This is a genomic window from Bacillus sp. Medicinal_06 (genome assembly GCF_056711665.1).
Window position 1 is genome coordinate 634,316 of sequence record NZ_JBWYHD010000002.1, and the last position, 26,034, is coordinate 660,349.

At 35.6% G+C, this 26,034-nt stretch carries 36 protein-coding genes and 1 pseudogene; 21 read left to right on the top strand and 16 right to left on the bottom strand.

Annotated features, from left to right (window positions below):
• Window positions 1-32 precede the first annotated feature (32 nt).
• Window positions 33-344, bottom strand: a complete 312-nt coding sequence (locus AC1M36_RS06870) for a hypothetical protein (protein ID WP_174099012.1) — start codon at window positions 342-344, stop codon at window positions 33-35.
• Window positions 345-578: 234 nt separating this feature from the next.
• Between AC1M36_RS06870 and AC1M36_RS06875 the strand changes: the two genes are divergently transcribed.
• On the top strand, window positions 579-794 hold the full coding sequence (locus AC1M36_RS06875) for a DUF3912 family protein (RefSeq protein ID WP_241814771.1): 216 nt from the start codon (window positions 579-581) through the stop codon (window positions 792-794).
• Window positions 795-1,077: 283 nt separating this feature from the next.
• The gene (locus AC1M36_RS06880) at window positions 1,078-1,902 is read left to right on the top strand and encodes a DUF4037 domain-containing protein (protein WP_479845671.1); all 825 of its coding nucleotides are present in this window, start codon (window positions 1,078-1,080) and stop codon (window positions 1,900-1,902) included.
• Between the two features lie 65 nt (window positions 1,903-1,967).
• Here AC1M36_RS06880 and AC1M36_RS06885 read toward each other — a convergent pair whose 3' ends face one another.
• The 3 genes from AC1M36_RS06885 to AC1M36_RS06895 all read right to left on the bottom strand — a co-directional run bounded on the left by AC1M36_RS06885 (window position 1,968) and on the right by AC1M36_RS06895 (window position 4,548).
• The gene (locus tag AC1M36_RS06885; RefSeq protein ID WP_336450618.1) at window positions 1,968-3,383 is read right to left on the bottom strand and encodes an L-cystine transporter; all 1,416 of its coding nucleotides are present in this window, start codon (window positions 3,381-3,383) and stop codon (window positions 1,968-1,970) included.
• 88 nt (window positions 3,384-3,471) lie between these two features.
• Window positions 3,472-3,714, bottom strand: coding sequence for a DUF2626 domain-containing protein (locus tag AC1M36_RS06890; protein WP_006096019.1), 243 nt, complete (start codon window positions 3,712-3,714; stop codon window positions 3,472-3,474).
• Window positions 3,715-3,852: 138 nt separating this feature from the next.
• Window positions 3,853-4,548, bottom strand: a complete 696-nt coding sequence (locus AC1M36_RS06895) for a helix-turn-helix transcriptional regulator (protein WP_336450087.1) — start codon at window positions 4,546-4,548, stop codon at window positions 3,853-3,855.
• Window positions 4,549-4,752: 204 nt separating this feature from the next.
• Between AC1M36_RS06895 and comGA the strand changes: the two genes are divergently transcribed.
• The 9 genes and pseudogenes from comGA (at window position 4,753) to AC1M36_RS06940 (ending at window position 9,598) form a co-directional block, all read left to right on the top strand.
• Entirely contained in the window at window positions 4,753-5,796 is a 1,044-nt protein-coding gene (gene comGA, locus AC1M36_RS06900; protein WP_336450086.1) for a competence type IV pilus ATPase ComGA, read from the top strand.
• Window positions 5,783-6,823 carry a competence type IV pilus assembly protein ComGB gene (gene comGB, locus AC1M36_RS06905; RefSeq protein WP_336450085.1) on the top strand — a complete coding sequence of 347 codons (1,041 nt, stop codon included), beginning with the start codon at window positions 5,783-5,785 and terminating at the stop codon, window positions 6,821-6,823. Before comGA ends, comGB begins: the two co-directional genes overlap by 14 nt.
• A 12-nt stretch (window positions 6,824-6,835) precedes the next feature.
• Window positions 6,836-7,141: a competence type IV pilus major pilin ComGC gene (comGC, locus tag AC1M36_RS06910; RefSeq protein ID WP_174099019.1), complete on the top strand. Its 306-nt coding sequence runs from the start codon at window positions 6,836-6,838 to the stop codon at window positions 7,139-7,141.
• Window positions 7,138-7,581: pseudogene (gene comGD / locus AC1M36_RS06915) on the top strand (competence type IV pilus minor pilin ComGD); the annotation flags it as partial. The gene comGC and the pseudogene comGD, both read left to right, overlap by 4 nt.
• A complete protein-coding gene (gene comGE / locus AC1M36_RS06920) occupies window positions 7,562-7,879 on the top strand; it encodes a competence type IV pilus minor pilin ComGE (RefSeq protein WP_336450084.1) in 318 nt (105 codons plus the stop codon). The pseudogene comGD and the gene comGE, both read left to right, overlap by 20 nt.
• Window positions 7,776-8,327, top strand: coding sequence for a competence type IV pilus minor pilin ComGF (gene comGF / locus AC1M36_RS06925; RefSeq protein WP_420792319.1), 552 nt, complete (start codon window positions 7,776-7,778; stop codon window positions 8,325-8,327). Before comGE ends, comGF begins: the two co-directional genes overlap by 104 nt.
• Window positions 8,324-8,698, top strand: coding sequence for a competence type IV pilus minor pilin ComGG (gene comGG, locus AC1M36_RS06930; RefSeq protein WP_336450083.1), 375 nt, complete (start codon window positions 8,324-8,326; stop codon window positions 8,696-8,698). Before comGF ends, comGG begins: the two co-directional genes overlap by 4 nt.
• 163 nt (window positions 8,699-8,861) lie before the next feature.
• Window positions 8,862-9,359 (top strand): shikimate kinase, encoded by a 498-nt coding sequence (locus AC1M36_RS06935; RefSeq protein ID WP_336450082.1) that lies wholly within the window; start codon window positions 8,862-8,864, stop codon window positions 9,357-9,359.
• Window positions 9,360-9,397: 38 nt separating this feature from the next.
• Window positions 9,398-9,598, top strand: a complete 201-nt coding sequence (locus AC1M36_RS06940; protein ID WP_336450081.1) for a YqzE family protein — start codon at window positions 9,398-9,400, stop codon at window positions 9,596-9,598.
• A gap of 151 nt (window positions 9,599-9,749) precedes the next feature.
• On the opposite strand, the gene AC1M36_RS06945 is transcribed toward AC1M36_RS06940, so the two are convergent.
• Both AC1M36_RS06945 and AC1M36_RS06950 read right to left on the bottom strand, forming a co-directional pair.
• Window positions 9,750-10,388 (bottom strand): VC0807 family protein, encoded by a 639-nt coding sequence (locus AC1M36_RS06945; RefSeq protein ID WP_336450080.1) that lies wholly within the window; start codon window positions 10,386-10,388, stop codon window positions 9,750-9,752.
• Window positions 10,389-10,622: 234 nt separating this feature from the next.
• A complete protein-coding gene (locus AC1M36_RS06950) occupies window positions 10,623-10,727 on the bottom strand; it encodes a GTP pyrophosphokinase (protein WP_336450079.1) in 105 nt (34 codons plus the stop codon).
• 85 nt (window positions 10,728-10,812) lie between these two features.
• Between AC1M36_RS06950 and AC1M36_RS06955 the strand changes: the two genes are divergently transcribed.
• Both AC1M36_RS06955 and AC1M36_RS06960 read left to right on the top strand, forming a co-directional pair.
• Window positions 10,813-11,040 carry a hypothetical protein gene (locus AC1M36_RS06955; protein WP_017150839.1) on the top strand — a complete coding sequence of 76 codons (228 nt, stop codon included), beginning with the start codon at window positions 10,813-10,815 and terminating at the stop codon, window positions 11,038-11,040.
• A gap of 92 nt (window positions 11,041-11,132) precedes the next feature.
• Window positions 11,133-11,279 (top strand): hypothetical protein, encoded by a 147-nt coding sequence (locus tag AC1M36_RS06960; protein WP_000064866.1) that lies wholly within the window; start codon window positions 11,133-11,135, stop codon window positions 11,277-11,279.
• Window positions 11,280-11,292: 13 nt separating this feature from the next.
• Here the strand turns inward: AC1M36_RS06960 and AC1M36_RS06965 are convergent, their stop codons facing one another.
• Together AC1M36_RS06965 and AC1M36_RS06970 are read right to left on the bottom strand one after the other, a co-directional pair.
• Window positions 11,293-12,105: a YqhG family protein gene (locus tag AC1M36_RS06965; RefSeq protein WP_336450078.1), complete on the bottom strand. Its 813-nt coding sequence runs from the start codon at window positions 12,103-12,105 to the stop codon at window positions 11,293-11,295.
• Window positions 12,092-13,774 (bottom strand): DEAD/DEAH box helicase, encoded by a 1,683-nt coding sequence (locus AC1M36_RS06970; RefSeq protein WP_479845672.1) that lies wholly within the window; start codon window positions 13,772-13,774, stop codon window positions 12,092-12,094. Before AC1M36_RS06970 ends, AC1M36_RS06965 begins: the two co-directional genes overlap by 14 nt.
• Before the next feature lie 350 nt (window positions 13,775-14,124).
• Here AC1M36_RS06970 and gcvT point away from each other — a divergent pair, with 350 nt between their 5' ends.
• The 6 genes from gcvT to AC1M36_RS07000 all read left to right on the top strand — a co-directional run bounded on the left by gcvT (window position 14,125) and on the right by AC1M36_RS07000 (window position 19,333).
• Window positions 14,125-15,225: a glycine cleavage system aminomethyltransferase GcvT gene (gene gcvT, locus AC1M36_RS06975; protein ID WP_479845673.1), complete on the top strand. Its 1,101-nt coding sequence runs from the start codon at window positions 14,125-14,127 to the stop codon at window positions 15,223-15,225.
• A gap of 20 nt (window positions 15,226-15,245) precedes the next feature.
• Window positions 15,246-16,589: an aminomethyl-transferring glycine dehydrogenase subunit 1 gene (gene gcvPA, locus AC1M36_RS06980; RefSeq protein WP_336450075.1), complete on the top strand. Its 1,344-nt coding sequence runs from the start codon at window positions 15,246-15,248 to the stop codon at window positions 16,587-16,589.
• Window positions 16,586-18,061 (top strand): aminomethyl-transferring glycine dehydrogenase subunit 2, encoded by a 1,476-nt coding sequence (gene gcvPB / locus AC1M36_RS06985; protein WP_336450074.1) that lies wholly within the window; start codon window positions 16,586-16,588, stop codon window positions 18,059-18,061. The genes gcvPA and gcvPB overlap by 4 nt, the downstream gene beginning before the upstream one ends.
• A 268-nt stretch (window positions 18,062-18,329) precedes the next feature.
• A complete protein-coding gene (locus AC1M36_RS06990) occupies window positions 18,330-18,554 on the top strand; it encodes a DUF3929 family protein (RefSeq protein WP_026049147.1) in 225 nt (74 codons plus the stop codon).
• A gap of 70 nt (window positions 18,555-18,624) precedes the next feature.
• Window positions 18,625-18,816, top strand: a complete 192-nt coding sequence (locus tag AC1M36_RS06995; protein WP_016116299.1) for a hypothetical protein — start codon at window positions 18,625-18,627, stop codon at window positions 18,814-18,816.
• Between the two features lie 307 nt (window positions 18,817-19,123).
• Entirely contained in the window at window positions 19,124-19,333 is a 210-nt protein-coding gene (locus tag AC1M36_RS07000; protein ID WP_336450073.1) for a hypothetical protein, read from the top strand.
• 15 nt (window positions 19,334-19,348) lie between these two features.
• On the opposite strand, the gene AC1M36_RS07005 is transcribed toward AC1M36_RS07000, so the two are convergent.
• From AC1M36_RS07005 to AC1M36_RS07025, 5 genes are all read right to left on the bottom strand, one after another.
• Complete coding sequence (locus AC1M36_RS07005; RefSeq protein ID WP_336450072.1) at window positions 19,349-19,606, bottom strand: DUF3975 family protein; 258 nt, start codon at window positions 19,604-19,606, stop codon at window positions 19,349-19,351.
• 15 nt (window positions 19,607-19,621) lie between these two features.
• Window positions 19,622-19,936 (bottom strand): DMT family transporter, encoded by a 315-nt coding sequence (locus AC1M36_RS07010; protein ID WP_098336277.1) that lies wholly within the window; start codon window positions 19,934-19,936, stop codon window positions 19,622-19,624.
• A 1-nt stretch (window position 19,937) separates the two neighbouring features.
• Window positions 19,938-20,270 carry a DMT family transporter gene (locus tag AC1M36_RS07015; RefSeq protein WP_336450071.1) on the bottom strand — a complete coding sequence of 111 codons (333 nt, stop codon included), beginning with the start codon at window positions 20,268-20,270 and terminating at the stop codon, window positions 19,938-19,940.
• A 72-nt stretch (window positions 20,271-20,342) separates the two neighbouring features.
• Complete coding sequence (locus AC1M36_RS07020; protein ID WP_336450070.1) at window positions 20,343-20,924, bottom strand: TetR/AcrR family transcriptional regulator; 582 nt, start codon at window positions 20,922-20,924, stop codon at window positions 20,343-20,345.
• A 94-nt stretch (window positions 20,925-21,018) separates the two neighbouring features.
• Window positions 21,019-21,996 carry a LacI family DNA-binding transcriptional regulator gene (locus AC1M36_RS07025; RefSeq protein ID WP_336450069.1) on the bottom strand — a complete coding sequence of 326 codons (978 nt, stop codon included), beginning with the start codon at window positions 21,994-21,996 and terminating at the stop codon, window positions 21,019-21,021.
• Between the two features lie 282 nt (window positions 21,997-22,278).
• On the opposite strand from AC1M36_RS07025, the gene AC1M36_RS07030 reads away from it, so the two are divergent.
• Complete coding sequence (locus AC1M36_RS07030) at window positions 22,279-22,866, top strand: DNA polymerase III subunit delta (protein ID WP_336450068.1); 588 nt, start codon at window positions 22,279-22,281, stop codon at window positions 22,864-22,866.
• A 29-nt stretch (window positions 22,867-22,895) separates the two neighbouring features.
• Here the strand turns inward: AC1M36_RS07030 and AC1M36_RS07035 are convergent, their stop codons facing one another.
• Complete coding sequence (locus AC1M36_RS07035) at window positions 22,896-23,279, bottom strand: rhodanese-like domain-containing protein (RefSeq protein ID WP_017150860.1); 384 nt, start codon at window positions 23,277-23,279, stop codon at window positions 22,896-22,898.
• A 170-nt stretch (window positions 23,280-23,449) separates the two neighbouring features.
• Here AC1M36_RS07035 and AC1M36_RS07040 point away from each other — a divergent pair, with 170 nt between their 5' ends.
• Window positions 23,450-24,286 (top strand): lipoate--protein ligase family protein, encoded by an 837-nt coding sequence (locus AC1M36_RS07040; protein WP_336450067.1) that lies wholly within the window; start codon window positions 23,450-23,452, stop codon window positions 24,284-24,286.
• 29 nt (window positions 24,287-24,315) lie between these two features.
• On the opposite strand, the gene AC1M36_RS07045 is transcribed toward AC1M36_RS07040, so the two are convergent.
• Window positions 24,316-25,158, bottom strand: a complete 843-nt coding sequence (locus tag AC1M36_RS07045; RefSeq protein WP_336450066.1) for a hypothetical protein — start codon at window positions 25,156-25,158, stop codon at window positions 24,316-24,318.
• A 200-nt stretch (window positions 25,159-25,358) separates the two neighbouring features.
• Window positions 25,359-26,030, bottom strand: coding sequence for a DUF1129 family protein (locus tag AC1M36_RS07050; RefSeq protein ID WP_336450065.1), 672 nt, complete (start codon window positions 26,028-26,030; stop codon window positions 25,359-25,361).
• Window positions 26,031-26,034: the final 4 nt, after the last annotated feature.

Here is a 26,034-nt window from a genome sequence, read left to right on the forward strand (position 1 = left end):
GAAAAAGAACGTGAGATAATCACGTTCTTTTTTTACATAATAATAACTTTGTCAGTTAGTTTCTTCTGTCCTGTAAGAAGTGCATTTAAATACTCGACTTTTCGGATACAAGATTGAATGTGTTTTTCAACTTCTTGTAACTCTGCTTGATGGTGGGTTTCAATCGGATGAATTTGCACGTTAAACTTTTCGAATTGGCTGCTGTATGTTATTTCTGCATAGCCGCTCATGATATCGGTTTGGTTATGAAATGAAAATTGTTTGGTTTCTTCACAGTATGTTACATCTTGAAATCCGTATGATTTTAATGCTTCGATTACTTTTGTAATAATTGTTATATCCATTTTTCTCCCTCTTTACGCAGTTCTGCTTTTCTATTATAACATGAAAAAAGGTTAAGAAAACGCTTCCAAGTGTTTGTTTGCACAATTTTTACGTATAATTTATCAAAATGAAATAAAGAAAAAATAATTGTAATAAAGGAAGGACTCTTTTACTTTTTCATCATATATATACAGAAATAGTGCAATGAAAGGAAGTGTATTTTCAAGTTGAGCGTAGTAAAAGAGGTGAGAATCTTGAATTTTGATATTACAGGACAAAAAGCATATGTAAAAGATGGACCGTACCGAAATCGAATTGGAATTGTAAAGCAAAAAGAAAAAACGGAAGGAACGAGTTTTATTATTGTTATTGATGATCAAATAATCGATGTAGAATTAAAAGATATCGTTTTAGTAGGAGTAGATGTAGGGCAATTTCATGAATGGTGCGAGCAAAATGGCTATTTGTAAAAGGGACGGGCTGTGAAGCGAAATTTCTATTTTTATTTTTGTTAGTTGTTTAATAGGATATATCAATAGATAATGAAGAGGAGGATACTATGCTCAATATAGGAGTATATATCCTTTTTTCTGTTTATACACCTGGAAACGAAGAGATTTTTATTAATAATATTCAGAAATAAAAGACGATTAGTTGATGTGGTAATGAATTTCTATTAATCTATAAATAGAAACATTGTAGTAATGCCAAAGAAAAATATATAAAGGGACAATCAAACATGGAGGAAATCACATGAATTTAGTGCAAAAAGCGATAGATATGGCAGAAATCTATAAACAAAATCCAAAAGTAGAAGCAATTCTTTTGGCAGGATCCGTATCAAGAAACTGGCAAGATGAAAATTCAGATATAGAGTTGCATATTTTATGGTCAGCACCGCCAGAAGATGAAGAACGCGAAGGGCCTATTAAAAATGTCGGTGGTACCATTTTGGCGTATCATCCGTATGAAGAGGAAGAGTGGTCGGAATCTTATGTAACGAAAGACGGGATTAAATTAGAAATAAGTAACTTTTTAACTGTAACAGTTGAACATTTTATTTCTGATGTAGTGGACAAGTATGAAATTGATTATGAGAAACAATGTATTGTAGCTTCCGTTCAGGATGGTGTGAGCTTGCATGGGCAAGAAACAATTAGAAAACTAAAAGATAGAATCGCAGAATATCCGTTAGAACTTTCCAAACAGATGGTTACAGAGAATCTTTTACTAAGTAATCAATGGAATAACCGCGAAGCACTTTTAACACGCAAAGATTGGCTTATGCTATACGATGTAATTTGTGACGTGCAGAAGAATATATTTGGCGTTTTGTTCGGTCTTAATAAAATGTATGTACATCATCCTGCATTTAAATGGATGCCTTATAATATTGACCGAATGACAGTAAAACCTGAAAAACTTTATAAGCGAATGACCTATATCTTGATAGGAAATCCAGAAAACAGTATAAAGGATTTGGAATCATTAATCGAAGAAGTATTGATTTTGGCGGAGAAGCAAATCCCGGAATTGGATCTTTTGGAGCAAAAGAAACAGATTAGATATGCAAAATAGTGATTGTAGGGAATAAAAAAGGAATGCTATATTAATTAGCATTCCTTTTTTATGAAAGTTTCTTTTTATGAAGCAATTTCCTTACTTTTTATATCATCTTGATTATACGTATCATGATCTAATTCACCAAGCCATTTACTAGAAATAAGGCCTGCTGTCATTGATCCGCTTACGTTAAGAGCTGTACGACCCATATCGATTAATGGTTCAACAGAGATAACAAGAGCAACAATACCAATCGGTAAGTTCATTGTTGAGAGGACGATCAATGCCGCGAATGTTGCTCCGCCACCAACGCCGGCAACACCAAATGAGCTAATCGCAACAACGGCGATTAAAGTTAAAATAAATTGTGGTTGTAATGGATCGATACCTACAGTTGGAGCGACCATCATTGCCAGCATAGCAGGATAAATACCTGCGCAACCATTTTGACCGATAGATACCCCGAAGGAAGCAGCAAAGTTTGCAATTCCTTCTGAAACACCAAGTTTTTCTTTTTGTGCTTCGATATTTAATGGCATTGCACCTGCACTAGAGCGAGAAGTGAAGGCAAATGTTAAGACTGGGAATACCTTTTTCAAATATTGAATTGGATTTAAACCAGATAGAGCAATTAATAATAAGTGAATGATAAACATCACGATAAGCGCTACGTAAGATGCTAGAACAAAGTTACCGAGTTTTAAAATGGCGTTCACATCACTACCAGCAACTGTTTTTGTCATAAGAGCTAATACGCCGTATGGAGTCAGGCGTAAAATTAACGTTACCATACGCATTACAATTGCATAAACAGCATCAAGCATTTTCTTAAATAACTCTGCTTGTTCTGGATATTTTCTTTTCACACCGATAAAGGCTATTCCAATGAATGCCGCAAAGATTACAACAGAAATTGTTGAAGTTGGACGTGCACCAGTTAAATCAAGAAATGGATTTGTAGGTAATAACTCCAATAATTTTTGTGGAATGGGTGTTTGTTCAATGGAAGTGAATTTTTCTTCCACTAATTTTAAGCGAGCTGTTTCTGCATCACCTTGTTGTAAACCAGTTGCTTGAACGTCAAACCCTGCGCTTGCGGCAATACCAACAGCGGCAGCGATTCCAGTTGTAAGAATTAAAATTCCGATAATAAGTCCGCTAATTTTACCAAGATTTTTTGTTAATTTTAACTTTGTAAATGCTGAGATAATGGAAACTAAAATCAGTGGCATAACAATCATTTGTAGCAGTTTTACATAGCCGCTACCGATTATGCTAAACCAGTTATTTGAATCGATAATAACTTTAGAAGTAGGTTCATAGATAAATTGTAAGATAAGACCAAATGTAATTCCGACTCCTAAAGCAGTAAATACGCGTTTATTAAAAGATACATGCTTGCGCTGCATATAATATAATATGCCAACTAATATGAGCATGACCGCAATGTTAATACTGACTAGCAGTGTATTCATGATGATTCCCCCTAATCCCAATCTGTTATATAAAATATATTTCAATAAAACCTATAAGTCAACTAGGTAATTAGAAAAAAATAAAAAAAGGTGGCAATTTGCCACCTTTTTAATGCCCAGCCCCTGGGACAAGTAAGAATGTTGTATAGTATGTAAATCCAATGAAGAAAACAGTTAAATATGCCCCAAATACGTATATATACATACGCTCTGTTAATTTTAAATAACTTAAAAGTACGAAGAATCCTGTTTGGCCTAAAAATAATAGTGCAGTTGCGTGCATATCCCCTAAGTAAAACATAACTGAGAAAATTCCAGTCCAAAAGCCGAGAACGCGAAACATGCGCTCCATGCAATCTCCCTCCTTTTCTAAAAAAAGTAAACCTCTCTTCATTATAGTTTATTTTTCTTACTATTGTAAATATTTGCGAAAAAAGAAAAGAAGCCAAATGTAATTGACTTCTTTTTGACACATTTTCATATGAAGAAATTATAGATGAACTTTGTAATTGCAAGATTTACATCCGTCTAATAAGTTATCATGTCGTGTTAATTCCATGTTCGGGAATAGGAATTCAAAAATCCCCTTCATCATATCGCTGTGCATATTGCAAATTTCTTCAGGGTGATGAACAGCAACTTCTTTAAATGGACAATTGTAAACATCATAGAAAATTTGTGTGCCATCTGTACTTAATTCAAATGAAGGAGATAAGCCAGCAGTTGATAACGCTTCTTTTGCAATTTTAACTTTGTGTTCTAATGTTAAGGAATTTTCATTAATATTTAAACGCTGCATATGTTGTTCCATTAATTCTTTACCAAATTGTTTGCCTGTTTCATATAGTGCCTTTTCACCAGCTGCACCGAGGCTTAGTAATGAATTGAAAGCAATTTTCGCTAATAATTGATAGTCGCGAAATGGGAATTGTAATTGAATTAAGTCTTCAGATAATACATATAATCTGCTTGGTCTTCCGCCTTTTCCCGTTTTTTTTGTTTCAGATTTCAACATATTAACGTCTTCTAATTTTGATAAATGTAGACGAGCTACGTTTGGATGGATATTAAATTCATCTGCGATTTCTTGTACAGTTACGTAACTATGTTTTTGAGAAATATATTTATAAATATAATAGCGAGTTGGATCAGATAGTACACCTGTAATTTTTAAAGCTTGTTCCATGAGGATCTCCACCTTTATCACTTTATCCAAGATATTAACATTATAATACAGATAAAGTTGCATATAGGTAATTTTAGTCAATAATTCAGAAATTGTTCATATTTTCACAAACATATTTTTCCTTTTTGAGAATGAAAAAACGCAAAAATCATGATTTTTCTTATGTATCTCTTCATGATATATACATAGTAAGGAGGGATAACGATGAATGGTGTTGAGCACTTTGCTAATACAATTATGAAGGAAGCATGTGCATTACAGGCATCCGATTTGCATATTGTGCCGCGACAAAAGGATGCAGTTATACAATTACGTATTGGAAAAGATTTGGTGACGAAGCATTATATTAGAAAAGAATTTGGAGAAAGACTTGTTTCGCATTTTAAATTTTTAGCGTCTATGGATATAGGGGAAAGGCGTAAGCCACAAAATGGATCATTGTATTTACAAATTGATGGGCAAGAAGTTCACTTGCGTCTTTCTACACTGCCAACTGTGTATCTCGAAAGCCTGGTCATTCGTTTGCACTTGCAAGCGTCGGTTCAGCCACTTTCCCATCTTTCTTTATTTCCAAACTCGGCGAAAACACTTCTCTCTTTTTTACATCATTCTCATGGATTACTCGTATTTACTGGACCAACAGGATCTGGAAAAACAACGACAATGTATGCTTTGCTAGAGGTAGCGAAAAAGGGACAAACGCGCCGTATTGTTACACTTGAGGATCCAATCGAAAAGCGAAAGGACGGTTTATTACAAATTCAAATTAATGAAAAAGCAGGTATCACGTATACAACTGGTTTAAAAGCAATTTTGCGTCATGATCCTGATATTATTTTAGTTGGTGAAATTCGTGATGAAGAAACAGCGAAAGTAGCTGTGCGTGCAAGTTTAACAGGACATTTAGTCATGACCACGTTGCATACAAATGACGCAAAAGGGGCTGTGCTGCGTTTGATGGACTATGGAATTACAAGGCAAGAAATTGAGCAATCATTACTTGCAGTGGCAGCGCAGCGCCTTGTTGAATTGAAGTGTCCATTTTGTAAAGGAAAATGTTCGCCGTTATGTAAAGCGATGAGGAAAGTGCGGCAAGCAAGCATTTATGAGTTGCTATATGGCCTTGAATTGAAACAAGCGATTCGTGAAGCGAATGGAGAGCATGTAACCTATCATTATGAAACATTGCAATCATGTATAAGAAAAGGGTATGCTTTAGGATTTTTAGAAGAGGATGTTTATGTTTGAACGAAAAGGGTGGCGATTACATGAACAAGTCTTGTTATTAAAAAGGCTTGGGGAATTGTTAGAAAAAGGCTATCCTCTCTTACAAGCGCTAGAATTTTTACAGTTTCAATTATCCTCTGCAAAACGGCTACAACTGCAGCATATTATTGAAGAATTGAAAAATGGACAGAGTCTACACGATGCTTTTCAGCAAATGATGTTTCATCCGGACATATTAAGTTATTTATTTTATGCGCAGCAACATGGTGATGTTTCTTTTGCTTTAAAGCAAGGAAGTGTACTTCTCTATAGGAAAGATAAGCATCAAAAGGATATGATGAAAGTTCTCCGTTATCCGATTTTTTTATCTATTTTTTTACTAGGAATTCTTGCTGTATTCAACCTTATTTTGCTTCCTCAATTTGAGACATTGTACAGTTCTTTACATGCAACTTCAGCTTCCTTTGCTGATCAAATTATGTCCTTTATCCAAATGCTCCCATATATAATTGGTGGATTTTTTCTCATCATTGCATTTGGAGTATGCGTATATGTGTTTTATCTACGAAAGCTTCCTCCCATTCAAAGGGTAAATATTATCGTGCGTATTCCCCTTATCAAAACATTTCTTATTTTAACAAATTCTCATTATTTCTCTGTTCAATTAAGCGGTCTATTACAAGGTGGATTATCGGTACTCGAAGCTTTAACGTTAATGATTGAACAAAAACATCACCCGTTTTTTCAATGTGAAGCTATTCGGATTGAAGAGTTATTAACTGCGGGAGAACAGTTGGATTCTATTATTATGAAGAGCAGTTATTACGAGCGTGAACTGTCTTACGTTATTGCGCATGGACAAGCAAATGGAAACTTAGCGACAGAATTAGGAGATTATAGCGAATTAACGATTGAAAAAATGGAAGGAAAGATTCAACGTATTTTAGTCATTATTCAACCACTGCTGTTTACATGCATTGGCATAATTGTTGTTCTTATGTATTTAGCGATGATTATGCCGATGTTTCAGATGATGAATTCTATTTAGGAGGTAAGTTATATGAAAAATGAAAAAGGATTTACTCTTTTAGAGATGCTATTAGTGATGGTTGTTATTTCGGTATTGCTTCTATTAATTATTCCGAATGTCATTAAACAGCGCTCTTCCGTACAAGGAAAAGGTTGTGATGCTTACGTAAAATCGGTCGAATCGCAAGTGCAGGCTTATCAATTACAACATAATAAGATACCGACTATCGACGAATTAGTGAAAGATAAGTACATTACTTCCACAACGTGTCCAAAAGGAGAACAAATTAGTATTTCAAGTGATGATGGTGCAGTATCCGTAGTTGGTAAATCGTGAAACAAAAGGGATTTACATTTTTAGAGATGCTCCTCGTTCTATCTATCATCTCGATATTGAGCGTTGTTACTTATTTTAACGTTACACCATTATATGAAAGGCAAAAAGTCGAACAGTTTTTAAAACAATTTTCACAAGATATATTGTATATGCAGCAGTTAGCTATAAACCGTCGGAATCTTCATATGTTACGATGGGTCCCTGAAAAACATATGTACAGTATTTGGAAATCTGGGGATAAACGTTCCCTGTTTATCCGGGAATATGAACGTGATATAAAGATTGATTTAAATACTTTTCCGAATCCAATGACCTATAATAAAAATGGAAATATAAACCAAGGTGGTACAATCTTACTTTCTTATCGCGCACACACTTATGAAATTGTATTTCAACTTGGAAGAGGGAGATTTACGTATCGTGAAGTGTCAAAAAGGATCGGTTATGCTCGAGATGCTCGTATCGTTAAGTTTATTAATGATGGCTGTATCACTGTTGCTTCCGCAAACACTTCTTATTATGCAAGAAAGAAAAAATATTCAATCTCGATATAAAGCACATGTATTGTTGAAGAGGGAAGCAGCGCTATATATGTATCAAAATCGGCCGAAGCAGCAAAAAGAGAAGACAATAGATGGTGTTGTATACCAGACGCATTGGCAGGGAGAAGAGGTTTGTGCAATTTGGAAAGACGTTAAACAAAAAAGAATGGAACAATGTCGCTATGCTCAAAAGTAAAAAGGGAGAAGCAGGATTTACGTTATTAGAAATGCTGTTATGTGTATTGTTTTTATCTATTTTCTTTCTTCTTGTGCCGCGCCTCCATGGTTTATTTATTGAGAAACCGTATTCGAAGCAAATAAATAGTTGGGAATGGGATGTGTTCATGGAACAAGTGCAATTAGAGTTTAGGGAGAGTCAGATGGGAAAAGATGTCCAGTTAGAAAATCAAGAAGATTTACTCCTTTTCCAACTGAATAGCAGAGTTAATGTAACATATGAAGTGTTAGGAAATAACATCGTGAGAAAAGTAAATAGGCTAGGGATGGAGATTATATTACAAAAGGTCAGTTCGGTTTCTTATGACTTAACATCTAATGTATTAACCATACATGTGCAAGATATAAGTGGTAAAATGTATCACGGTATAGCAACACGTTACACACCTATTGAGTTGAAAACATGAGAAAACAAGATGGTTTTGCGATGCCGGGCACATTAATCCTTCTTTTCTTATTGTTTTCATTCTTTATATATGAAATAAATATGTTACAATCTGATCAAAGATTTTATAAAGAGGCGCAGCAAAAGTTTTTGTTAGAAGAGATTACCGATCAAGCGGTTGTCTCGATAAAGACAGACTTGCTGGAAAAAGAACAAAATGATGCATTTTTATTTCGATATAAAAATGGTGAGGCGAGTGGGAACTATGTATTTGAGAATGAACTTGTTTTTGTTACATTGCAGTGTATGACGAAACAAAAGCATTCTTATAAAGTGAACTTTCAATACGATAAAATAAATAAACGGGTTATAAATTGGGTAGAGGAGCGATGAGGTAGAGAGCTTATTACCATTACGTTTTGTTCTTGATACAAAATGAAGGACAAAACGTTTTTTAGTTGTGCAAGTAGCATGTAACATAAACCGCATCAGTCAATCTTTCGTTATAATACAAATAATTAAACAATGAACAACTTGATAGAAAAGAGGTAACAAAATGAAATCCATCTACATAACAGGTTACATGGGAGCAGGAAAAACAACAATTGGGAGAGTGCTAAGTGAACGATTGCATATTCCAGTTGTAGATACAGATCAAAAAATTGAGGAGAAGCAAGGGAAGTTAATTCGTGATATTTTTGCAGAAGAAGGGGAAAATACATTTCGTCAATACGAAAGTGAAATGCTACGCTCTTTACCGACGAGTAACTTAATTATTACAACTGGTGGAGGTATTGTTGAGCGAACTGAGAATCGCCAGTGGATGAAAGAAAATGGAACGGTTGTGTATTTATATTGTGATCCGTATGTGATCGCAGAACGCCTTCGCGAAGATATAACGCGTCCATTATTTCAAAAAGAGAACATAGAGGCGTTTGTAGAGAAGTTTGAGAACCGCCGGGCATATTATGAAGAAGCTTATGTCTATATAGATACGACAAATAAAAATGTGGAAGAGATTGTGAAGGAGCTACTGCGAAAGATTAATGCGTAAAAAAGTGGGCATACTAATCAAGTAGAGGTGATGATAATATGTCTACTAATGATTATGTGCGTTTTGTGACGCAACAATTTGTATCATATATGGATGCTCCAAAAGAGGATCGAAAGCAGAAGAAAGAACAACGCCGTGCTGAGAAAGCGCCATTTTTAAACAGATGGTTTGGAATGATGCCGCTTAGTGCTGCTTTGTTTTATCAAAATGTAAAGAAGAAAAGAAAAAAATCAAGTTAATAAAAATTGGAATGATTTACCGCTAGTAATTGTGCGAGGCGGTATAGTAAAATTTTTGCGACGAGTATATACTTGTCATTGATTCGACAGACAAACCTATAAAAATCCCCCTGTACATGTACAGGGGGATTTTTATTATTTTTTTGATTATTTATACCCTATTGGTAGATTCACTCTGTTCAGTTACTGCGTGTATTTTATTATTCACCCAGACAAACCCTATGCCAATACATATGGAAATTCCCCAACCGACTGCGGTCATGATGGCTCTCATTTCACCGTATCCATCTACTCCAAAGACAGAGATGAAATAAATTTTTAAAAAGCTTTTTAAAATGAATTGGAGACCGAAAAATAATGTTAAGTATTGTAAGGCTGGATATATACGTTTATCGCGGTAAAGGACGCGGCTTTTATCTCGGTCATGTCCTTGCAGTGCTGCAATATCAGCTGCGAAATATAACATGAGTGGTTTCTTAATAAAGATTGTACAAATGACAATGCACCCGAGTACGATATGATAATATGCGTCATTCCACAGCATGCGCTCAGCAGATCCAGACAATAAATCTACTGCCGTGTTAGCAATGAGGGTAATCAAAATAAAGAACCCTGTGACGTTGAACTGCTTTTCTTTCTTAAAGCAGTACAGTGTATAAAGAATTCCCGGCACCGAGGAAATAAGCATCGCGTAATAAGGATCAATATGAGTTTTTGCGAATTTCCAAATGACAAAAGGAAAGACGAGATAAAAGATAAGATCGAATACAACTTTCTTATTTTGGTTCATGTTATGCCTCCTTAGTTATAGATATATTCTACAATATAATTTTGAATATTGAACAAGATTAATTTGATAACTAATATATAGAAAGAAATATAATTATTCTAATTTAGAAATCAATCTCAATCAGCTTCAAGATGGTGAATATAGATACGACAAAAGTCTTTAGCGTGTACGAAGTGAAACGTGAGTTTTTAGTAGAAATAAAGAAGATTGCCCCTAGCGTGGTAATCTTTTTTATTATATAATAATTAAAACGCTTTCATTTCTAAAAGTTTGTTCACAAAATTGACGAAAACTTAAGTTATTCCTATCGTCATGTTGTTTTATAATGAAACTAATCATCTATACATGCATACAATATTGTGAAATAAATAACATAAATAATCTATATAAATGTAAACGTTATCAAAAAAGAGAGGTGGAGACAATGAGTAAATTTTTCTTCAATCATAATCCAGCAACTATAGAAGATGGAAGGCTTGTAGAATATGCTGAAATTATTTATGGTGAAGGTGGCCGTTCTGTATTAGAAAATTTAATGGTGAAAGCATCTATCAGGTTGCGTGATCGTTATCCGCATAAATCTGACGAACAGATCTCTCATCTCGTAAATCAAGGCTTGCACGATATGTTTCAGAAATATGTGAAGGAATAAGAGGAGCGAAAAAGCTTCTCTTATTTTTGCATAAGGATTGCTCCCCTAGCTGACAATAAGAATGAATTTGAAAAGCATAAGGGGTGAAAGAGATGAGCAATGGCGTAGGACGTTCGAAAAAGAATCTTCCAACAGATGCAAACCATGTGAGTGCAAAAGACAGGGAATATCAAAAACGAATGACAGAAAAGCAACAACAAGAACATAATGATGGTCGGAAGTATAATGGGAAAATATAAGAAAAGCTCCTTCTCATGAGAAGGGGCTTTTCTTATGAAAGAAATGATTAGCGGTTACATAAAAAAGTCCACCATTTATAATTTGCATCGTAACACGAGGTTCGTATTGCTCTTGTAATGCTTGCTTTTCTATTTCGTAGCTTTCCGGAAGCTCTTCGCTTTCTTCGTAAAAGCGATTTAGAAGCGCTAAATCATGGTTCCAGCGCACACGTGCTTCTTCAGCCCATGTATGATCATCTGCTGCGATGAGATTTTTTAATGCATCTTCTATTCGCTGGAGCCCACTTTGCGGCTTAATAATTGGAGTAAGTGTAAAGCTGAAATCTGGTATTTTTGGCGTGAGCCGAATTTTTGCTACTGTTTCATGAAAGTTTGTAATCATTGTTCCAGAAATAAGATGAATCCCAATGGAATGAAGTATGTCTTTTTTTCGATCACATTGATAACATACTTTTACATTAACGCCAAGCCATGGGTGAAGTGGTGTATGAGTTGTACCACTTGAATTCACTTCTTCGAATAAACGTATGTAGGATCCCAGTTCTTTTGTTGTTTGAAAGATTTGATGCAGGCGAGGAGAGCCATAGTGAATCAGCTCACCTTCCTCCTCTTCGTTCTCTGGATTTGTAATGAGAGTAAGTTTCATCGGATTTGGAACGCCGCCTGTTTTCTCAAGGTAATGCCAGTAAAAAGGGCGATTCATCAATAGTTTATCCATCTCAATTGTTAATTGTACATCTAGTAGATGTGGGGAACGCCGGGAAATTTCACAGTCGTTTGCTTCAAAAAAACTCCATAAATAATTATGAATTTCATGTTGCTGCATAACCTTGCACCTCAGCTTCGTTTCTCTTCGCAAAGTCGATGATGGATGTTAAATTTTCCATTTTAATTCGAATTTCTCCTTCGCTCTTTGACCCTGCGAAAATCTCTTGAATATGCGCATCGATATTTTTCATATTGATCCTTGTTAAAATCTCATCAAGTTCACCGATGACTCGCTCAAATAAATTGATTTTTTCGTATAGAAGTTTCAAAATATGTTCTTCAACTGTATGTTTTGTCGCTAGGTTATAAATGTGGACATCATTTTTTTGTCCAAGTCTATGAATACGTCCAATCCGTTGTTCAAGCCGCATTGGATTCCAAGGCAAATCATAGTTAATCATATGACTACAAAATTGTAAGTTAATTCCTTCACCGCCTGCTTCTGTTGCGATTAACACTTGCGCATGATTTTGGAAGAGTTCTTTCATCCAATCTTTTTTCCCACGTTTGAATCCACCTCGAAAGGGAACCGATGAAATACCATGCTGTTTTAAAAACCATTGTAAGTACATTTGCGTTGCTCTATATTCTGTAAAGATAACAACTTTATCATCAATTTCCTTTATAAGCTCTAGTGTTTGATTTGCTTTTGAATTAAAAGGAATATGATTGATTTTATCCATTAAAACATCGATATATGGATCTGGCATATAATTCTCATTTTCTTTTTGTCTTTTTTCCACATGTTTTTTAAGTGAATAATAAACTGCTTCTCGGCTACTACATACTTCTCTTTTCAAAGTTAATGATGAAAAGGCAGAGGTAAAGGCGTCTTGTCCTTTCCAATGTTCAATCGCGTTATACAGAGCCCGTTCTTCTTCATTAAAATCAACAAATATGGTTCGAACGTGCCTTTTAGGCCACTCAATCCCTGTACCGTTTCGTCGATTTCGTACCATGACTTTGTTAATAAGGGCTTTCAAATCTTCATCGGACTCTGTAGAGCGATTTTTAGAAGCATAGTATTCTTCGAAGTTAGATTGATTCCCTAAATGACCGGGTTTTAATAAGGAAACAAGATTAAAGATTTCATCGATTTTGTTTTGGACAGGTGTTGCAGTTAGTAATAAACAAAACTTCTTTTTTAGACGCTGCGCAAATTCATAGTTTTTTGTTTTATTATTTTTGAGTTTATGTGCCTCATCAATAATGATGAGATCATATTCTAGGTTTAAAACGATATCACGATGCGGTGAACGTTTTGCTGTATCAATTGATGAAACGATGACGTCAGCTTGTTCCCATGAGTAGCTTTTTCTCTGGGCAACTGCAGGGATAAAAAACTTTGTGTTAAGTTCATATGCCCACTGGGAAACAAGGGAGGCTGGAACGAGTATAAGTACTTTTTTAACAAGACCGCGCACCATATACTCTTTTAAAATAAGACCTGCTTCAATTGTTTTTCCAAGCCCAACTTCATCTGCTAGTATCGCTTTTCCATTCATTTGCTCAATAACAGTTTGTGCTACCTCTAGTTGATGAGGAAGTGGTGTGAAATGGGATAAATGTTTAGGTGCTTGCAAACCATCGAATGTAGGGACAAGTAATGATTTTTCTGTTTTGTAGGCTAAATCATATAGTTCCCAATTTGTCCAAGGTCCGTCCTCATCAATTCGTTTTAAAAAATTTTCTTGCCATGTCCGATCTACGGAAATATCGACATTCATGAAAACTCTCCCACCTTCTGTAAACTAAAACGGTTATTATTATACCCTTCACCCAAAACGATAATTTCTAGCATTTTTAGGTGAAGTCGTTTTTGCAAGTATAAGAATAAAAAATTCCAAATTATTTTTTATGCTAGAATATTGATGAAATAGATCGAAAAATGTTAGGATAATGGTGTGAAATGAATGGAATCTTTCGTATTTTATCCAAGAAAGTACTTTTTTATTTACGCTTTCATAAAAAAATGCATTGAGATTCCGTATATCCCATCTTTTCTGAATGAAAAATGTTTAGATAGGGGAAGCCAACTTTTATTGATTTGTCATAGACAGCATAAGGGGGAAAGAACATGATTACATTACAACGTACACCGCTATTTGATGTTTACGCGAAGTATGGTGGGAAAACAATCGACTTTGGTGGTTGGGAATTACCAGTTCAATTTTCAAGCATTAAAGAAGAGCACGAAGCTGTTCGTACAGCAGCAGGCCTTTTTGACGTGTCTCACATGGGAGAAGTAGAAGTAACGGGAACAGATAGTTTAGCATTTTTACAACGTGTTGTTACAAATGACGTTTCTACCTTAAAGGTAGGAGGTGCACAATATACAGCAATGTGTTACGAAAATGGTGGTACTGTAGATGATTTATTAATCTACAAACGTGGCGAAGAAGACTATTTACTAGTAATCAATGCATCGAATATCGAGAAAGATTACGAATGGTTAGCAAGTCATGTAATTGGCGATACGAAAGTAGTCAATGTTTCTAGTGAAATTGCACAGCTTGCAATTCAAGGACCAAAAGCAGAAGGCATTTTACAAAAAGTTGTGTCAGAAGATTTAAAAGAAATTAAGTTTTTTAAATTTAAAAACCCTGTTCTTGTAGATGGTGTAGAAGCACTTGTATCACGCACTGGTTACACAGGCGAAGATGGATTTGAAATTTACTGTAAGAGTGAAGATGCTGCAAAACTTTGGGAGAAACTTCTTGAGGTTGGAGCAGAAGACGGCTTAAAACCATGTGGTTTAGGAGCACGTGATACACTTCGTTTTGAAGCAACACTTCCACTTTATGGTCAAGAATTATCGAAAGATATTACACCAATTGAAGCTGGAATTGGTTTTGCAGTAAAAACAAACAAAGAGGCAGATTTCTTTGGGAAAGAAACATTAAAAGAATACAAAGAAAACGGTGCACCTCGTAAATTAGTCGGCATCGAAGTAATTGAGCGCGGTATTCCTCGTACACATTATCCAGTATATGTAGGCGAGGAAAAAATCGGGGAAGTTACGAGTGGTACACAATCTCCAACGTTAAAGAAAAGCATTGGCTTAGCATTAATTGATGTAAAATATGCAGCAGTTGATACAGAAGTAGAAATAGAAATTCGTAATAAACGCGTCAAAGCAGTAGTCGTTCCAACACCATTTTACAAACGTTCAAAGTAACGGGGAGAGGGGTAGATTTCATGTTGCATCGTTATCTTCCAATGACAGAAGAAGACAAAAAAGAAATGTTACAAACGATCGGCGTTCAAACGATTGATGAATTATTTTCTGATATTCCAGAGAGTGTTCGTTTTAAAGGGGATTTAAAAATTAAACAAGCGAAGTCAGAACCAGAACTTTTAAAAGAACTGTCTGGTATGGCTCGTAAAAATGCGAATTTAAAAGATTATGCTTCCTTCTTAGGAGCAGGCGTATACGATCATTATGCTCCAGTAATTGTTGATCATGTTATTTCTCGTTCAGAATTTTATACAGCTTACACACCATACCAACCGGAAATTTCACAAGGGGAATTACAAGCGATTTTTGAATTCCAAACAATGATTTGTGAATTAACAGGGATGGATGTAGCAAACTCCTCTATGTATGACGGAGGTACAGCTTTAGCAGAAGCGGCAATGCTAGCAGCTGGTCATACTCGTAAAAAGAAAATTCTTGTTTCTAAAACGGTTCATCCAGAATCAAGAGCAGTACTTGAAACATATGCAAAAGGTCAACATCTTGAAGTTGTTGAAATTGATCATAAAGATGGCGTAACAGATTTAAGTGTATTACAAAGTGAAGTAGATGATACAGTCGCTTGCGTAATTGTCCAATATCCAAACTTCTTCGGGCAAGTGGAAAAGTTAGCGGATATTGAAAAAATCGTTCATGAGCAAAAATCATTATTTATCGTTTCTTCAAATCCATTATCATTAGGTGCATTAACACCACCAGGAAAATTTGGTGCTGATATTGTCATTGGTGATGCACAACCATTTGGTATCCCAACACAGTTTGGTGGACCACACTGCGGTTATTTCGCAACAACGAAAGCATTTATGCGCAAAATTCCAGGGCGTCTTGTCGGACAAACTGTAGATTCAGATGGTAAACGTGGTTTTGTATTAACATTGCAAGCTCGTGAACAACACATTCGTCGTGATAAAGCGACATCTAACATTTGTTCAAACCAAGCATTAAACGCATTAGCAGCATCTGTTGCGATGACAGCACTTGGAAAACAAGGTGTGAAAGAAATGGCACGTCAAAACATTTCTAAAGCGCAATATGCAAAACGTCAATTTGAAGCAAAAGGATTCGCAGTAACATTTGCTGGTCCATTCTTCAATGAATTTGTTGTAGATTGCAAACGTCCAGTACAAGAAGTAAATGATGCATTAGTTCAAAAGAATATTATCGGTGGTTATGACCTAGGCCGTGATTATAAAGAGCTAGCAAATCATATGCTTTTAGCTGTAACAGAGCTTCGCACAAAAGAAGAAATTGACACACTTGTAAACGAAATGGGGGCTATCCAATGAAGAACCAAGACCAAGCACTTATTTTTGAAATGAGTAAAGAAGGACGCGTAGGATATAGCTTACCCCAATTAGATGTAGAAGAAGTAAAATTAGAAGATGTGTTTGAGAGCGATTATATTCGCATAGAAGATGCAGAGCTTCCAGAAGTATCTGAGCTTGACATTATGCGTCATTATACAGCACTTTCAAACCGTAACCACGGCGTTGATTCTGGATTCTATCCATTAGGGTCTTGTACGATGAAGTACAACCCAAAAATCAATGAGAATGTGGCACGTTTCCCAGGCTTTGCAAATATTCATCCGCTTCAAGATGAAAAAACAGTGCAAGGTGCAATGGAATTAATGTACGACTTGCAAGAGCATTTAATTGAAATTACAGGTATGGATACTGTTACGCTGCAACCAGCAGCTGGTGCACATGGGGAATGGACAGGATTAATGTTAATCCGTGCATACCATGAAGCAAACGGTGACTTTAACCGTACGAAAGTAATTGTGCCTGATTCTGCGCACGGAACAAACCCAGCGTCTGCAACGGTAGCGGGATTTGAAACAATTACAGTAAAATCAAATGAGAATGGTCTTGTTGATTTAGAAGACTTAAAACGTGTTGTGAATGAAGAAACAGCAGCGCTTATGTTAACAAATCCAAATACACTTGGTCTATTTGAAGAAAATATTTTAGAAATGGCAGAAATCGTTCATAATGCGGGTGGTAAATTGTATTATGATGGTGCGAACTTAAATGCAGTATTAAGTCAAGCACGTCCTGGTGATATGGGATTTGACGTTGTGCATTTAAACCTTCATAAAACATTTACAGGTCCGCATGGTGGCGGTGGCCCAGGTTCTGGTCCAGTAGGTGTAAAAGCAGATTTAATTCCGTTTTTACCAAAACCAATTTTAGAGAAAACAGAAAATGGTTACCACTTTAACTACGATCGTCCACAAGCAATTGGACGCGTAAAACCATTCTATGGAAACTTTGGTATTAACGTTCGTGCTTATACGTATATTCGTTCTATGGGTCCAGATGGACTACGCGCAGTGACAGAATATGCTGTATTAAATGCGAACTATATGATGAGAAGGTTAGCACCATTCTATGATCTTCCATTTGATAGACATTGTAAGCATGAATTTGTATTATCAGGTCGTCGCCAAAAGAAACTTGGCGTACGTACGCTAGATATTGCAAAACGTTTGCTTGATTTTGGCTACCATCCACCAACAATTTACTTCCCATTAAACGTGGAAGAATGTATTATGATTGAGCCAACAGAAACAGAATCAAAGGAAACATTAGATGGATTCATCGATAAGATGATTCAAATCGCAAAAGAAGCAGAAGAAAATCCAGAGGTTGTACAAGAAGCACCACATACGACGGTAATTAAGCGTCTTGATGAAACGATGGCTGCTCGTAAACCAGTTTTACGTTATCAAAAGCCAGCTCCTGTACAAGTTTGAGTACATGTAAAATGAAAAGAACTCGCTATACGCGGGTTCTTTTTTTGTGGAGAATTTGTGCAGAGATTATGAAAATAATGTAAATAATTTTTATGTTTTATGTAATAGTAGGGAAAAAAGTTGATTTTTAGGATTTTTTGTTGAAAAAGTCGGTTTGATAAAATTGTGTATTTTTGTTAGAATTTTATTGAAATTAAGAGGATGTAATGAGAGAGATATAACTCATTTTTATGTATATGTGAAAAAACGAACAATTTGGGGTGAGAGAATGGGCTATAAGTGTTACAGGATGGTGTATCATTTAGAAAATGGTAAAACAATTAAAGATATAAAGGAATTTTGTTATCGAGATCATGGAAAAATGTTAGAGCGTGTAGCGCATCGTGTAATGGATAACGCAGAAGTGACAGCGATTGATAAACAAGGAACCATTATTTCAATAGCTTGTGATGACATTGTAAAGGTAGAACTCGATTATATAAAAGAAAGTTAACCTTGAGTCATATCGAATTATTCGATAAAATATACTGTTGAATGGTGAAGTGAGAAGAGAGGAGTTTATCATGGGTAGTACAAGACACTTTTATATGTTTATTTTAGCGTTTGTACTTGTAGTAGCATTAACGGTATATTTAATTGTTGATAGCAGCTGGTACAACGCAGTGCATCCAGCATTTCTTATTTTTATGTATGTAGGAATTGCGGTTGTTAGTTTTGGGATGAGAGATGAAATGTTAGATCGCTTTGAGAAGTGATACATATACGAAAGACCAACAGGAAATTGTTGGTCTTTTTTCTTGCCAAAAAAAGTGTCTCATCACAAGACACCTTTTTCAATAAGGAAAATAACACAAGAGTAATTTATAAACCGAAACGGTGCTCGGCATATCTTTTGGTGCATGTAAGATTAGGCTGAAACATATAACAAAGAAAAGAAATAGGAAGAACAACAATAGGATATGTTTATGTATGGAATTTTGCATATAATCAGCTCCTTTTTTGTAGTATGTCCAAAAGGTAAGAGGATATAGTTGGAGTTTGAAAATTTTACAGGAGGGTTGCATGGTGAGGAAGCAAACGTTAAAAGGAAGAATACTACATGGTTTTGGAGTGGTCTTATTTGTCTGGGGACTTATTATGCTTAATGTTATTTCAGATATAGTTGTATTTGAGAATGTGAGTAAGAGCGTAGGTGGCGGAGTTCTTATCCTTGGAATCATATGTCTTATTACACCTAATTTCTTTAGAGAATCAAAAAATGAGAATCATTAAACATAAAAAAGACAGTTACTTCTTTTCAGAAGAACTGTCTTTTTTGGTTATTTTATTCCAAAGTTTAGCGATACTCCAAACGATAATAATGGTAATGGAGGCAATAATCGACCAAACGATGGATACGACTTCAAGTGCCATGTTGGGAAGGAACGTAAGAACAGAAATAACTTTATGGAATAGCCATTCTATCATATGAAAGCTCATTTGCAGTAGAATAACGATTCCAATCAGAATTCCTGTCAGAAACTGTTTTCCTTTTTCTTTCCACATGACATTCACCTCACGTTAGCTCATTAATTTTAAGCCAACTGCACCGCATAAAATGCAGCTTAAGAAGGCAAGACGACGCCAATCAGCTGATTCGCGGAAGATCAAAATGCCTAAGAGTGCACTTCCAGCCGTTCCAATTCCTGTCCAAATGGCGTAAGCTGTCCCCATTGGTAATGAGTCCATTGCAAGTGATAAGAAGAAGAAGCTTACGCCAAAGTTGGCGATTAAAATAAGCTTTGGTGCCCAGCCTTTTTTTTCAGTGGCTACTTTCATAAACAGTACACCAACGATTTCACAAATACCAGCAATAATTAAAAATACCCATGCCATTTTATGCGGCCTCCTTCTCTTCTTGTTCACCTGTTACTCGTTTTAAACCAATTACTCCGAAGAAGATTAAACCGATTAATAAAACTTTTACAATTGAAAAAGGTTCTCCAAAAATAAAAATCTCTGTAAGAACGATTCCACCAGCTCCGATACCTGTAAACACAGCATATACAGTTCCTACAGGTAAATCTTTATAGGCTTTAAATAATAGGACAAAACTAATTGTAATTAATAGAGCGACACCAACCCATTCAAGTGGTGCCTCCGCGTGCTTTAGTCCAATCACCCAAAAAATTTCAATAATACCAGCTAAAATTACATAAACCCATGCCATATATTATTTCTCCTTCCTACCAGTCGTTAGGTAAAGGGTTGAAAAACGACGCATTGCAAAGAAAGCAATCCGTCATTTTGAAAGGCCGCGCCAAAACACTTTCCAAGAGGCGTTTAAGCGGGTCTCAAAGCGATTTAAACCTGCGTATAATAGTTCAACCATAAGACCATCAAGTAAGCATAAGTAAGCCTCTAGAGCGTCTTTCATTTCAATGTTATGCAGCTCACCTTGTTCATTTGCTCGTTTGAATACAGGAAATAAAAGTTCCCTAATATTCTCAATGTGAGCATTTGCTTTTTCAATAATTTGCTCGCGAAATGCATCGGGTGGAAAATAAGAAGTGCGTAACCAGAACATTGATTCTTCACTCTCGCCAAATCGTTTTGCATAACCGTTTAACAGATTTACGAGCAATACCTCAGTAGATGATTCCAAAAGTGCTTCTATATCATCAGTAAAGCATTGTAAATCTTTTTGCAGGGCTGCTTCTAAGCAGATGAAATATAATTCTTCTTTTCCCTTAAAGTGTGCGTAAATCGATGGCTTTTTAATCCCGACTTCTTGAGCAATATTTGCTAATGAAGTCCCTTCATAGCCGTAGCGTGCGAAATGAGAAAGTGCTACAGCTTTAATGCGGTTTGCTGTCATTTTCATCCCCTACCTACCGTTCGTTAGTTTGAGTATAAAAGAAAGAAAAAATAAAGTCAATAGGAAGAACATCTCAAAAGAGTACCTGATTAGATACTCTTTATACAGTTTGACGCTCAATTAATCGGAAAGAGAGTTCTTTTGAATTATTTTGGATTTGCTCGTTTTGTATTTGTTTATAAAACATGGAAAAAGCATGAGACCCCATGATTTTTCCAGGATGTTCAATTGTTGTAATCTCTAAAGCTTCGGAAATTTCATGGTTATCGAACCCTAGAATTGCTATATCACCTGGAACGCGTAGACCTTGTTTTTTTGCTTCTGTTAATAAACCAGCTGCAACTTGATCGTTTGCAGCAAAGAGAGCAGTGGGACGTTTTTTCATTTTTAATATGTTTTGCATGACTTTGGAACCGTCTTTCATCGTATAACATTGATAAAACATCCAGTCTTGATGAACCGTTTTTCCAGATGCATGGAGCGTATTAAAAAATGCTTGTTTTCGTTGTTTTGTATTGGCACTGTGTTCACGAGCTAGGCAAACACCGATGTAATCATGTCCCTTTTGTAATAAATATTCTGTACCGATGCGAAAGCCCTCATAGTGATCAACGTAGACAGATGAAATAAGGGGATGTTTCATTTTTTCACATGAGATGATGGGAGCAAACGTTGCGAAAGGCTCAATTTGCTCCCACGAGCTTGCTCGTGAGCAAATAATCATGCCATCAAATTGTTTCATTTTCATCATTTCTAAAACACGGAGTTCTTCTTTGCTATCGTAATTCGTTTGGCACAGATTAATATGATAACCAGCAGCTAATGCTTCATTTCCAATCCCTTCAATAATGGTACTAAAGTAGGGTAAATTGATGAAAGGAAGCATCACCCCAACCGTAAATGTTTTTCCTTTTATTAAATGAACTGCATTTATATTTTTTGCATAATTTAGCTCTTCAACTGCATCTAAAACGCGTCTTCGCTTTTCATCACTTACGTAGGGATGGTCATTTAGCACGCGTGAAACCGTCGTGATAGATACTCCAGCGGTTTTCGCAATTTGTTTTATATTCGCCATATGTATCACCTCTTTATTCATTATAAAGGCAAATAGATAAGAATGGAAAAATACTGAAAAAGGCTTGACCTGAAAAGCTTTTCACAATCTATCTTATAAATAAGACTTTCCGTTATTCGCGTGACCTTTTTGGGCGTAAGGGTAACGAAAAGTCTTTTTTTGTCTAAAAAGATATCGTATGTCAAAATGTGTGAGATAAACGAGGAAAGTTTTCAAAGGGAGAGTAAACAAGTGAGGCGAATATGAATAACATATTAACGCTTTGTTCGCAAAAGGAGCGGTATGAAAGGCGGAAACAAATTGAAAAAAAGAATCATTTGTTTCGTGTTTTCTAGTATGTTGCTTAGCTCATGTTCATTCCAACAGACAGTGAAAGAAGAAAAACAATTCGTTGGAAACGCGGATGGAGCTGTAGACCGTGTATCTAGCCCTGTTTCGTTAAAGGATGCAAAAAAATATTTTTCACCAGGATTTAAAGTTCCAACGTATTTGCCGTATGATGCCATGAGTAATGTAAAGGGAGAAGTAAGGATAATTGGTAAGAAGAATACGGTCTTGACGGCAAAGTACAAACAACAAGAAAAAGGAAGGAAAGATTATATAGAATTAACAGTGGCTAATTTTTCTTACAGTTTTCCTTATATTGTGGAACAAAATCGATTTCATGAAAAAATGAGATTGGATAATGGTTCAGCTGCCTATTTTAAAAATAGGGATGAGGGGGAACAGGGGGAAGAATTTGCGACACTCATTTGGAAAGAGAAAGGATTAGAGTATCAATTGCTATACCGCAATGTAGAATTAGGAAATGAGGAAGAAGTGAAACAAAACTTATTGTATATTGCGAACCACATGGAAGAAAAGAACTAGCTGATGAGTCATGCTAGTTCTTTAAAATATTATTTCTTTTTAATTTTGCCTGTCCAAGATTTAAATCCACCTTGTAATTGGTAGAAATCTTTGTAACCTTGTTTTTTTAGATATTGAGCGGCACGTCCTGTACGGAATCCACTTTGGCAGTACAAATAGACAGGTTGGTCTTTACGTAGCTCTTTGTAACGCATACGAATTTGTGATAACGGAATGTTACGAGCACCTAAAATATGACCAGCGTTAAATTCATCTGCTTCACGAATATCGATAAGCTGTGCTTTACGGTAGCCAGCGCGAAATTCTTCTTCTGAAAGTGTTTTAATTAGTCTCTTCTGATAGAAAAACATCCATACAGAGTAGCCGATGAATGCTAGAACTACGGCTAGTATAATAATTAAGTTTGTTGACACGATTCTATCGCTCCCTTTTTTCTTATCCTACTTTCAATATTATAATGCCCATATGTATTTATGCAACAGGTTCGTTCGGTGAGAAGAAGAAATTTCGTATTCTTTCACAAATTTTGTCGAATTTGTTAGACTAGAGATTGTGAAAAATAATTGGTTATATGAGGTGCAGGATGGGAAAAGAAAAATGGTGTTATATTAACTCTGGTCAATGTTCACCGGCATTTAATATGGCGTTAGATGAATGTTTGTTAAATTGGCAAAGTGAAAGGAAAATGCCACCAACAATTCGTTTTTATGAATGGGAAGTGCCAACATTAACAGTGGGGTACTTTCAGCGTGTAGAAAAAGATATCAATATGGATGTAGTAAAAGAGAAGGAATATGGATTTGTTCGCCGTCAAACAGGTGGTAGGGGCGTATTACACGATAAGGAATTAACCTACAGTGTCATTGTCTCTGAAGATCATCCTAATATGCCAAAAACAGTTACAGAAGCGTATCGCGTTATTTCGCAGGGGCTACTTGAAGGCTTTAAGGCACTAGGATTAGAAGCGTACTATGCGGTTCCAAAAACAGAAGCCGATCGTGAAAATTTAAAAAATCCACGTTCAGGTGTATGCTTTGATGCACCATCTTGGTATGAAATTGTTGTAGAAGGTAGAAAAATTGCTGGGAGCGCTCAAACGCGTCAAAAAGGTGTTATTCTGCAACATGGATCCATTCCATTAGAAATTGACTTAGATGAGCTATATGATTTATTCCTATTCCAAAATGAGCGAGTGAAAGAGCGTATGAAGAGTATGTTTTCTTCAAAAGCCGTCGCAATCAATGAATTAACAGATCGTACGTTTACAATTGAACAGTTGATTGAAGCGTTCCAAGTTGGATTTGAAAAAGGTTTAGATGTGGAGCTAGTTCCGTATGAACTAACGGAAGAACAGCTTCAGGAAGTACAAACATTAGCAAAACAAAAATATGAGAGCAATGATTGGAATTATAAAAAATAAGGAGAGGGCATTTGCCCTCTCCTTATTTTTTATAGTAAATTCAGTACTTTTTCTACTTTGATTCCTTTGTCTTGTAAAGAACGAAGACGATTTACAACATCCATAATCTCTTTATCAAAAGTAACGCTAATTCCTTGATTTTGTAATTCTTCTTTTAAATTTTCAATAGAATCATCTATGTCGATGCCAAGTTCGTAATCTTGACACACTTCAATTGTCTTTTTCACAAGCTTCACATAATTCTCTTGTAATTTTGAATTTGTTTCCACCACAGCTGTTTGTTTCGGTTTTGTAGGCATAGCTGCAGTTGTTTCTTTCTTTGCAACTGGAGTAGGTACGTCTTTTTTTACAGGTGCTGGAGTAGGCGCCGCTACAACTGTTTCTGAACGCACTGGCTTCGGTGCAGGTGTTGGAGTAGGTTTAGGTGTTACAACAGGTTCTTCAACACGTGTAACAGGTTTAGGCGCAGCTGTAACTACTTTTGGTGCTTCTACGACTACTTCCTTCTTTGGCGCAGTTTCTACAGGGGTTACTTCTTGTTCAGCTGCTTCTTTATTTTCTTTACTCCACATAACGCGTTCAATTTCTAGGGAAACATTGTTTTTGTTCATTGCTGTTAATGTAACTTTACCAACTTCAGCGTTACCTGTGAAATCGACAATTTTATAAATCACACTTTTGTTCCAATCTACGTTTCCGCTCAAAAATAATTCTTCGTTACATTTCGGCGTTAAGCCCTCGATTTTAATTTCTGCATTTACACCGTTTTCACTATATACCATAATTAGCGAAGCATTTACATCTTCGTCTGCTAACATTAGTTCACGTACCATTTTTCCGGTGCGTACTTGCGTTTTCTTCTTAAGTGACATCAAATTTCCCCTCTCAAAAATTCAGTAATAATAAAAAAATCGTATAACGAAAAATAATTGCTCACGAAGAAATATGATACCGAGAATAAAAGCATCACGTCAACAATTTACGTTAATTATTTTGCATTTTTCTTTTTTTCTTTATGAAATTTTTCAATTTGTAAAATTAGACAGAAGAAAAACAGCCTTTTTGGAGGCTGTTAAAAATTTATACGTCTATAAAAAAACTTATAAAAAAGATACAAAATGATGGCAAGGAATGCCCCAATCCAAGGAGAAAGCTGATAATTTAAAAACGGATGATCTATAAAGAATAAAGAAATACCAATGAGTATAAACCATGGACTCTGTTGAAAAATGAATCTCTTTATACGATTCCAACTACTCATTTGGTTATTGAATAAATCACCTTTGATAAAATCAAATACAAAATCAATAAGAAGGTGTATTGTAATAATGATTACAAATATAAAGATAAGGTTTACATGTACAGATTGAAACCGTTCGTTGTTTGAGAAAAAGGGTAAAATAAAAGCAACGAGAGAATTTATAGCGAAAAATATAGCGAGTAAGTAACTACTCATAAATGTTGGTGTTGCTATACGCTGCCACCTATTTTGTTTTGGAAGAGCAGCGATAATTTCATCACAGTAAGCTTGTAAGTCATTTCCAAAAATATCATAAGCATTTTTCTGTTCTTCTTGCGCATCAAGCAAGTGATCTAAAATCTCTAATAGTAGTTCTTCTACTTGCTGTTCTGGGATATTTGCTAAGCGGATGTATACGAGCATATCTCCATAAGCAACTTCATTTTCTTTAGTCAATAATTTACGTTTTTTATTATTCAACTCAATTAAATTTTTCGCTTTCATCGAT